Source organism: Vibrio sp. 1731 (assembly GCF_033339955.1).
Classification (GTDB): Bacteria; Pseudomonadota; Gammaproteobacteria; order Enterobacterales; family Vibrionaceae; genus Vibrio; species Vibrio alginolyticus.
The window spans coordinates 1-8,477 of the sequence record NZ_JAWOVO010000047.1 but is presented as its reverse complement, the minus strand read 5'-3'; the positions used below and the strand labels follow the sequence as shown (position 1 = coordinate 8,477).

Sequence of the window (8,477 nt, the reverse complement as noted above, 5' to 3'; positions counted from 1 at the left end):
TATAGTACTGCATCTTAATCTTCATTGTGATTGCGTTCAGAGCACCCATTGACATCGGGAGGAAGTCCTTATAGTACAATATTTTCCGAATCGTCGTGTGACCCCTATGAGCCTGCTGTCACCCTTTGACGTGGTGATATGGATGACGGATGGCTGGCCGCTGTATGAATCCCGCCTGAAGGGAAAGCTGCACGTAATCAGCAAGCGATATACGCAGCGAATTGAGCGGCATAACCTGAATCTGAGGCAGCACCTGGCACGGCTGGGACGGAAGTCGCTGTCGCTCTCAAAATCGGTGGAGCTGCATGACAAAGTCATCGGGCATTATCTGAACATAAAACACTATCAATAAGTTGGAGTCATTACCCTTTTTTCAACTTCTGATGGATGCGAGTGATTGAACTCATACATTAATGTTTTCCCACGAAGTCTTTTTTCAGGTAAGCCTTCGCACATATCGGTAAATAGCTTGCCTGCTTTTATTTTTTCTGTCATCGACATGTTCATTTTTAACATTCCGTCCTGATAAGTTGGTCGGATAAGGCGATCGCGCCGTATCCGACATTAATTTCTTAAGCGACTTCATTCACCTGGCGACGCAGCAGGGAAAGTGGGGCGGGGCCGCTAAGCGTGAACACAGAAATTAAGGTGAAGCCCAGCGCCACCAGACCCAGCACCAGGTAAGTGCCCTGGAAACCGATGCTTTCATACATATTGCCCGCCAGAATAGACATAAAAATCATCGCCAGTTGCTTAAAGAAGCAGAAACAGACCAGATAAATCGTCGCTGAAAAACGCACTTCAAACTGGCTGGTAATATATTTAAAGCAGCCCACCAGCAGGAACGGTACTTCAAACATATGCAGCGTTTTCAGAAGAACCACTTCCAGTGCTGAGGTAGCGAACGATGAGCCAATAATACGTACTGACATAATAGTGCCAGCCAGCAGCAGGGCGTTTTTCCCACCGATGCGATTAATGATCAGTGGCGCAAAAAACATAATCGAGGCGTTAAGTAATTCGCCCATTGTCGTTACGTAGCCAAATACCCGCGTACCCTGTTCACCGGTAGCAAAGAACGAAGTAAAGAAATTAGCAAACTGTTGGTCAAAAACATCGTAGGTGCAGGAAACGCCAATAACATACAGTGACAAAAACCACAGTTTTGGCTGTCTGAACAGTTCCAGCGCCAGCTTAAGGCTAAATGCCGAATGGTTGGCACCTACCGTATTGGCAACCGTTGCAGAAGAGGGCGCATCCGTTTTGGCGAAAAAGAGTAAAACGGCGAGGATGAGTGCACAGCCAGAACCCAGCCAGAAAACAAACTGATTATTGATGGTGAACATGATGCCGACAATCGAGGCACACAGCGCCCAGCCAATACAGCCAAACATCCGCGCGCGACCAAATTCGAAATTACTGCGACGGCTGACTTTCTCGATAAATGCCTCTACTGCTGGCGCACCGGCGTTAAAACAAAAGCCTAGATAAATACCACCAACAATCGATCCTACTAAAATGTTGTATTGTAACAGTGGCCCGAAGATAAAAATAAAGAACGGCGCAAACATCACTAACATGCCGGTAATAATCCACAGCAGGAATTTGCGCAGCCCGAGTTTGTCAGAAAGCAGACCAAACAGCGGTTGGAATAATAGCGAGAACAGAGAAATAGCGGCAAAAATAATACCTGTATCACTTTTGCTGATATGGTTGATGTCATGTAGCCAAATCGGGAAAAACGGGAAGTAGGCTCCCATGATAAAAAAGTAAAAGAAAAAGAATAAACCGAACATCCAAAAGTTTGTGTTTTTTAAATAGTACATACTGGATTTCCTTACGCGAAATACGGGCAGACATGGCCTGCCCGGTTATTATTATTTTTGACACCAGAGCAACTGGTAATGGTAGCTACCGGCGCTAAGCTGGAATTCCGCCGACACTGACGGGCTCCAGGAGTCGTCGCCACCAATCCCCATATGGAAACCGTCGATATTCAGCCATGTGCCTTCTTCCGCGTGCAGCAGATGGCGATGGCTGGTTTCCATCAGTTGCTGTTGACTGTAGCGGCTGATGTTGAACTGGAAGTCGCCGCGCCACTGGTGTGGGCCATAATTCAATTCGCGCGTCCCGCAGCGCAGACCGTTTTCGCTCGGGAAGACGTACGGGGTATACATGTCTGACAATGGCAGATCCCAGCGGTCAAAACAGGCCGCAGTAAGGCGGTCGGGATAGTTTTCTTGCGGCCCTAATCCGAGCCAGTTTACCCGCTCTGCTACCTGCGCCAGCTGGCAGGTCAGGCCAATCCGCGCCGGATGTGGCGTATTGCTCGCCACTTCAACATCAACGGTAATCGCCATTTGACCACTTCCATCAATCCGGTAGGTTTTCCGGCTGATAAATAAGGTTTTCCCCTGATGCTGCCACGCGTGGACCGTGGTAATCAGCACCGCGTCGGCAAGCGTATCTGCCGTGCACTGCAACAACGCTGCTTCGGCCTGGTAATGGCCCGCCGCCTTCCAGCGTTCGACCCAGGCGTTAGGGTCAATGCGGGTCGCTTCACTTACGCCAATGTCGTTATCCAGCGGTGCGCGGGTGAACTGATCGCGCAGCGGCGTCAGCAGTTGTTTTTTATCGCCAATCCACATCTGTGAAAGAAAGCCTGACTGGCGGTTAAATTGCCAACGCTTATTATCCAGCTCGATGCAAAAATCCGTTTCACTGGTGGTCAGTTGCGGGATGGCGTGGGGCGCGGAGGGGAGTGTCACGCTGAGGTTTTCCGCCAGACGCCACTGCTGCCAGGCGCTGATGTGTCCGGCTGCTGACCATGTGGTCGCGTTCGGTTGCACTACGTGAACCGTTATCCAGAGTTGTCCGGCGCTCTTCGGCTGCGGTAGTCCAGGCAGTTCAATCAACTGTTTACCTTGTGGAGCGACATCCAGAGGCACTTCACCGCTTGCCAGCGGCTTGCCATCCAGCGCCACCATCCAGTGCAGGAGCTCGTTATCGCTATGACGGAACAGGTATTCGCTGGTCACTTCGATGGTTCGCCCGGATAAACTGAACTGGAAAAACTGCTGCTGGTGTTTTGCTTCCGTCAGCGCCGGATGCGGCGTGCGGTCGGCAAAGACCAGACCGTTCATGCAGAACTGGCGATCATTCGGCGTATCGCCAAAATCACCGCCGTAAGCCGACCACGGATTGCCATTTTCATCATATTTAATCAGCGACTGATCCACCCAGTCCCAGACGAAGCCGCCCTGTAAACGGGGGTACTGACGAAACGCCTGCCAGTATTTAGCGAAGCCGCCAAGACTGTTACCCATCGCGTGGGCGTATTCGCAAAGGATCAGCGGGCGCGTCTCTCCAGGCAACGAAAGCCATTTTTTGATGGACCATTTCGGCACAGCCGGGAAGGGCTGGTCTTCATCCACGCGCGAGTACATCGGGCAAATAATATCGGTTGCGAAGGTGTCGGCTCCGCCGCCTTCATACTGTACCGGGCGGGAAGGATCGACAGATTTGATCCAGCGATAGAGTGCGTCGTGATTAGCGCCGTGGCCTGATTCATTCCCCAGCGACCAGATGATCACACTCGGGTGATTACGATCGCGCTGCACCATTCGCGTTACGCGTTCGCTCATCGCGGGTAGCCATCGCGGATCATCGGTCAGACGATTCATTGGCACCATGCCGTGGGTTTCAATGTTGGCTTCATCCACCACATACAGGCCGTAGTGGTCGCACAGCGTGTACCACAGCGGATGGTTCGGATAATGCGAACAGCGCACGGCGTTAAAGTTGTTCTGCTTCATCAGCAGGATATCCTGCACCATCGTCTGCTCATCCATGACCTGACCATGCAGAGGATGATGCTCGTGACGGTTAACGCCGCGAATCAGCAACGGCTTGCCGTTCAGCAGCAGCAGACCATTTTCAATCCGCACCTCGCGGAAACCGACATCGCAGGCTTCTGCTTCAATCAGCGTGCCGTCGGCGGTGTGCAGTTCAACCACCGCACGATAGAGATTCGGGATTTCGGCGCTCCACAGTTTCGGGTTTTCGACGTTCAGACGTAGGGTGACGTGATCGGCATAACCACCACGCTCATCGATAATTTCACCGCCGAAAGGCGCGGTGCCGCTGGCGACCTGCGTTTCACCCTGCCACAAAGAAACCGTCACCCGCAGCTCATCGCGCAGCTCGCCGTACATCTGAACGTCTGCCTCCAGTACAGCGCGGCTGAAATCATCATTAAAGTGAGTGGCTACATGGAAATCGCTGATTTGCGTGCTCGGTTTATGCAGCAACGAGACGTCACGGAAAATGCCGCTCATCCGCCACATATCCTGATCTTCCAGATAACTGCCGTCACTCCAGCGCAGCACCATCACCGCGAGGCGGTTTTCTCCGGCGTGTAAAAATGCGCTCAGGTCAAATTCAGACGGCAAACGACTGTCCTGTCCGTAACCGACCCAGCGCCCGTTGCACCACAAATGAAACGCCGAGTTAACACCATCAAAAATAATTCGCGTCTGGCCTTCCTGTAGCCAGCTTTCATCAATATTAAATGTGAGCGAGTAACAACCCGTCGGATTCTCCGTGGGAACATACGGCGGATTGACCGCAATGGGATAGGTCACGTTGGTGTAGATAGGCGCATCGTAACCGTGCATCTGCCAGTTTGAGGGGACGATGACAGTATCGGCGTCAGGAAGATCGCGCTCCAGCCAGCTTTCTGGTACCGCTTCTGGTGCCGGAAACCAGGCAAAGCGCCATTCACCATTCAGGCTGCGCGACTCTTGGGAAGGGCGATCGGTGCGAGCCTCTTCGCTATTACGCCAGCTGGCGAAAGGGGGATGTGCCGCAAGGCGATTAAGTTGGGTAACGGCAGGGTTTTCCCAGTCACGACGTTGTAATACGACGGCCAGTGAATCCGTAATCATTGTCATAGTTGTATCCTGTGTGGATTGTTATTCGCTCACATTTTCGCATAACATACGAGCCGGACACATAGAGTGTAAAGCCTGGGGTGCCTAATGAGTGAGCTGACTCACATTAATTGCGTTGCGCTCACTGCCCGCTTTCAAGTCGGGAAACTTGTCGTGCCAGCTGCATTAAGGAATCTGCCAACGTGCGGGGAGAGGTGGTTTGCGTATTGGGCGGTAGGGTGGTTTTTCTTTTCACCAGTGAGACGGGCAACAGCTGATTGCTCTTCACCGCCTGGCCCTGAGAGAGTTTCAGCAAGCGGTCCACGCTAGTTTTCCCCAGCAGGCGAAAATCCTGTTTGATGGTGGTTAACGGCGGGATATAACACGAGCTGTCTTCGGTATCGTCGTATCCCACTACCGAGATATCCGCACCAACGCGCAGCCCGGACTCGGTAATAGCGCGCATTGCGCCCAGCGCCATCTGATCGTTGGCAACCAGCATCGCAGTGGGAACGATGCCCTCATTCAGCATTTGCATAGTTTGTTGAAAACCGGACATGGCACTCCAGTCGCCTTCCCGTTCCGCTATCGGATGAATTTGATTGCGTGTGAGATATTTATGCCAGTGCGCCAGACGCAGACGCGCCGAGACAGAACTTAATGGACCGGCTAACAACGCGATTTGCTGGTGACCCAATGCGATCAGATGCTCCACGCCCAGTCGCGTACCGTCTTCATGGGAAAAAATAATACTGTTGATGGGAGTCTGGTCAGAGACATCAAGAAATAGGGCCGGAACATTAGCGCAGGCAGCTTCCACAGCAATGGCATCCTCGTCATCCAGCGGATAGTTAATGATCAGACCACTGACGCGTTGCGCGAGAAGGTTATGTACCGCCGCTTTACAGGCTTCGACGCTGCTTCGTTCTACCATCGACACCACCACGCTGGCACCCAGTTGATCGGCGCGAGATTTAATCGCCGCGACAATTTGCGACGGCGCGTGCAGGGCCAGACTGGAGGTAGCAACGCCAATCAGCAACGACTGTTTGCCCGCCAGTTGTTGTGCCACGCGGTTGGGAATGTAGTTCAGCTGCGCCATCGCCGCTTCCACCTTTTCCCGCGTTTTCGCAGAGACGTGGCTGGCCTGGTTCACCACGCGGGAAACGGTCTGATAAGAGACACCGGCATACTCTGCGACATCGTATAGCGTTACTGGTTTCACATTTACCACCCTGAATTGACTCTCTTCGGGTGCTATCATGCCATACCACGAAATGTTTTGCCCCTTTCTTTGTTTCGCCAGATTGAATACACACTTTACCAAGGCATCACTGACTTACTTTTTATAATACAAGTAAGACTAAAAAAACGGGAAAACATCATTTTAGGATGACTATCTATTACAAAAAGCTACGCCAGTATGGTTTCGCTGGCGTTTAGCAAAATGTGGCAGTCGATGTATTTCCCAGTAACATATATACAAAAGCCTGACACCCCATGTTTAACAACTTGAGTACTAGACATAAATCACACTTAATACGGTTGAAACGCTCACCATCAAGAGCCATAATCAACGAAAATATGTTGATTATGGCTCTTGTATGCTAATAAAGTTTATCTGTAAAAATTTCTACTCATTTGGCAATGAGCAAGAAGTTTCTTTTGAAGTTGGGAAAAAACCATCAGCTTCCTACTACGACATAAACCTAGAATCTGGTGAGCGTCTAAACAAGGTATTGGCAGTTGTTGGGGCTAATGGTGCTGGTAAGACTCAGCTGTTGCGTCCACTTGCTTTCCTTGGTTCATTTATATCGACTTCTGCGTTCGACTATAAACCTTCTGAAAGTATCCCATACATGCCCCACCGATTGTATGCCGATAGGCCGACTGATTTTGAGTTGCACTTCATGCTCGGTGGGGAGCAGTACAAGTACAACTTGTCGGTTACAAAAAATGATGTCTTGTTGGAATCACTGTATAAAAAAACTAGTCGTAGCTACTCGTATGTGTTCGTTAGAGAGAAAGCTGATGATGGGTACAGCTACAAGCAAAAAGGCTTCGGCTTTTCTGTGGCTCAAGCTAAAAAAGTGAGAAGTAATGTCTCTGTTATTTCAGCTGCATTCCAGCAAAACGTTTCTAATGCATCCGAACTCTATACGTACTTTAATAGTTTTATCTTCAATGTGAATATGATGGGGCGTAGACATTTCAATGATGGTGATATTCTGGAAGCGACCGAATTTCTAAAAGATGATAGTAAGCTGAAGCAGAGGTTACACCAAGCTGTCTTTGATTTCGATTTGGGAATTCACGATATTGAATATAAACAGCAAAAGGTTACAGATGAGAAAGGAGAGGAACACAAGTTTGACTTTCCTTTCGCTATCCATAAGTGTGAAAAAGGTGAATTTACACTCCCATTATTCGAGGAGTCTAGCGGTACTAAAGCTCTTTTCGTAATGCTTCGCAGGGTACTGCCAGTATTACAATATGGTGGTGTTGCTATACTAGATGAGATTGATAACGACCTCCACCCTCACATGCTTCCAGTCATTCTGGATTGGTTTAAGCATAAAGAGACTAACCAACATGATGCACAAATTATCTTTACTTGCCACACTCCAGAAATACTAAATATGCTCAAGAAACACCAAGTCTACCTCGTAGAAAAAGAGTGTCTTGAAAGTGATGCATGGCGTTTGGATGAAATGGTAGGAATTCGTGCCGATGACAACCTTTACGCTAAGTACCAAGCTGGTGCTCTAGGTGCTGTACCCAACGTATAGGAGTGTTGAAGTTGGCTAAAAAGAAAGTTAGAAAGGCTAATGTTGCATCACTAATCGTCGTTGGTGAGGGTATTCACGACAGAGCATTTTTGAATCACATGAAAGACAACTATGACGGCCGAGAAACTGGCCAAGTAGTTAAAATAGAATCATCAGATGGTGGTTCACCTAGAAATATTCTCATGTCTGCTAAAAAGAGCCAAGAAGCCGCATACGACAAACGATACGTGTTAATGGATAGTGACGTCGCAATACCGCAACAAGATTGGGCGTATGCGAAAAAGCATAAGATTGAAGTAATTTTATCCACACCTGTATGTCTTGAGGGGATGCTGCTTGATGTTCTTGGTGTTAAGGCTGGAACCTGTGGTGACAGTTGTAAAACTAAACTTAGACCTTATCTTGGTGGCTGCCCTACTCAAAAGACTAGCTATCAAAAATCATTTTCAAAAAAAGTTTTAGATGCTACTGAAAAAGAGCAGATAGTTAAGCTCAGAGAATTGCTCTCAAATCAAAAATAAATACAAATAGTTTAATTTCCGTTAATGGGGTGTGGGTAATATCTTCACAGTCGAGAGTTAGGCACGGAAAACGTTACGGGACATTTTCTAAATTTCTATAGAAACAAGATACTTTTTCTTATCTGACAGAACCTCTTTAGAACAAGTACTCTAACAAGGTTCTGTCCAAAACCTTCTCAAAAATGGTTCAGAAATCTTGTGAACACCAAGCGATTTTGTCATATGTTCGTATTTTA

The 8,477-nt window shown here is 48.9% G+C and carries 6 protein-coding genes and 1 pseudogene; 3 read left to right on the top strand and 4 right to left on the bottom strand.

Going from position 1 to position 8,477, the window contains the following annotated elements:
* Positions 1-106 precede the first annotated feature (106 nt).
* Positions 107-352 (top strand): annotated as a pseudogene (locus R7035_RS24675) (IS1 family transposase); the annotation flags it as partial.
* On the opposite strand, the gene R7035_RS24670 reads toward R7035_RS24675, so the two are convergent.
* From R7035_RS24670 to lacI, 4 genes are all read right to left on the bottom strand, one after another.
* Positions 346-495, bottom strand: a complete 150-nt coding sequence (locus R7035_RS24670; RefSeq protein WP_346015262.1) for a maltose acetyltransferase domain-containing protein — start codon at positions 493-495, stop codon at positions 346-348. The pseudogene R7035_RS24675 and the gene R7035_RS24670 overlap by 7 nt on opposite strands.
* A gap of 77 nt (positions 496-572) precedes the next feature.
* Positions 573-1,826, bottom strand: coding sequence for a lactose permease (gene lacY / locus R7035_RS24665; RefSeq protein WP_264907926.1), 1,254 nt, complete (start codon positions 1,824-1,826; stop codon positions 573-575).
* 51 nt (positions 1,827-1,877) lie between these two features.
* On the bottom strand, positions 1,878-4,952 hold the full coding sequence (gene lacZ, locus R7035_RS24660; RefSeq protein ID WP_264907928.1) for a beta-galactosidase: 3,075 nt from the start codon (positions 4,950-4,952) through the stop codon (positions 1,878-1,880).
* A 121-nt stretch (positions 4,953-5,073) separates the two neighbouring features.
* Entirely contained in the window at positions 5,074-6,156 is a 1,083-nt protein-coding gene (lacI, locus tag R7035_RS24655) for a DNA-binding transcriptional repressor LacI (RefSeq protein WP_264907930.1), read from the bottom strand.
* Between the two features lie 379 nt (positions 6,157-6,535).
* On the opposite strand from lacI, the gene R7035_RS24650 reads away from it, so the two are divergent.
* Positions 6,536-7,720, top strand: coding sequence for an AAA family ATPase (locus R7035_RS24650; RefSeq protein WP_140150490.1), 1,185 nt, complete (start codon positions 6,536-6,538; stop codon positions 7,718-7,720).
* Between the two features lie 11 nt (positions 7,721-7,731).
* Complete coding sequence (locus tag R7035_RS24645; RefSeq protein WP_061894242.1) at positions 7,732-8,241, top strand: hypothetical protein; 510 nt, start codon at positions 7,732-7,734, stop codon at positions 8,239-8,241.
* The last annotated feature ends 236 nt before the right edge of the window (positions 8,242-8,477 follow it).

Bases quoted from the DNA above. Each gene is read 5' to 3' on its own strand.
- R7035_RS24670 (WP_346015262.1), bottom strand. From the start codon at position 495: ATGACAGAAAAAATAAAAGCAGGCAAGCTATTTACCGATATGTGCGAA.
- lacY (WP_264907926.1), bottom strand. From the start codon at position 1,826: ATGTACTATTTAAAAAACACAAACTTTTGGATGTTCGGTTTATTCTTT.
- lacZ (WP_264907928.1), bottom strand. From the start codon at position 4,952: ATGACAATGATTACGGATTCACTGGCCGTCGTATTACAACGTCGTGAC.
- R7035_RS24650 (WP_140150490.1), top strand. From the start codon at position 6,536: ATGCTAATAAAGTTTATCTGTAAAAATTTCTACTCATTTGGCAATGAG.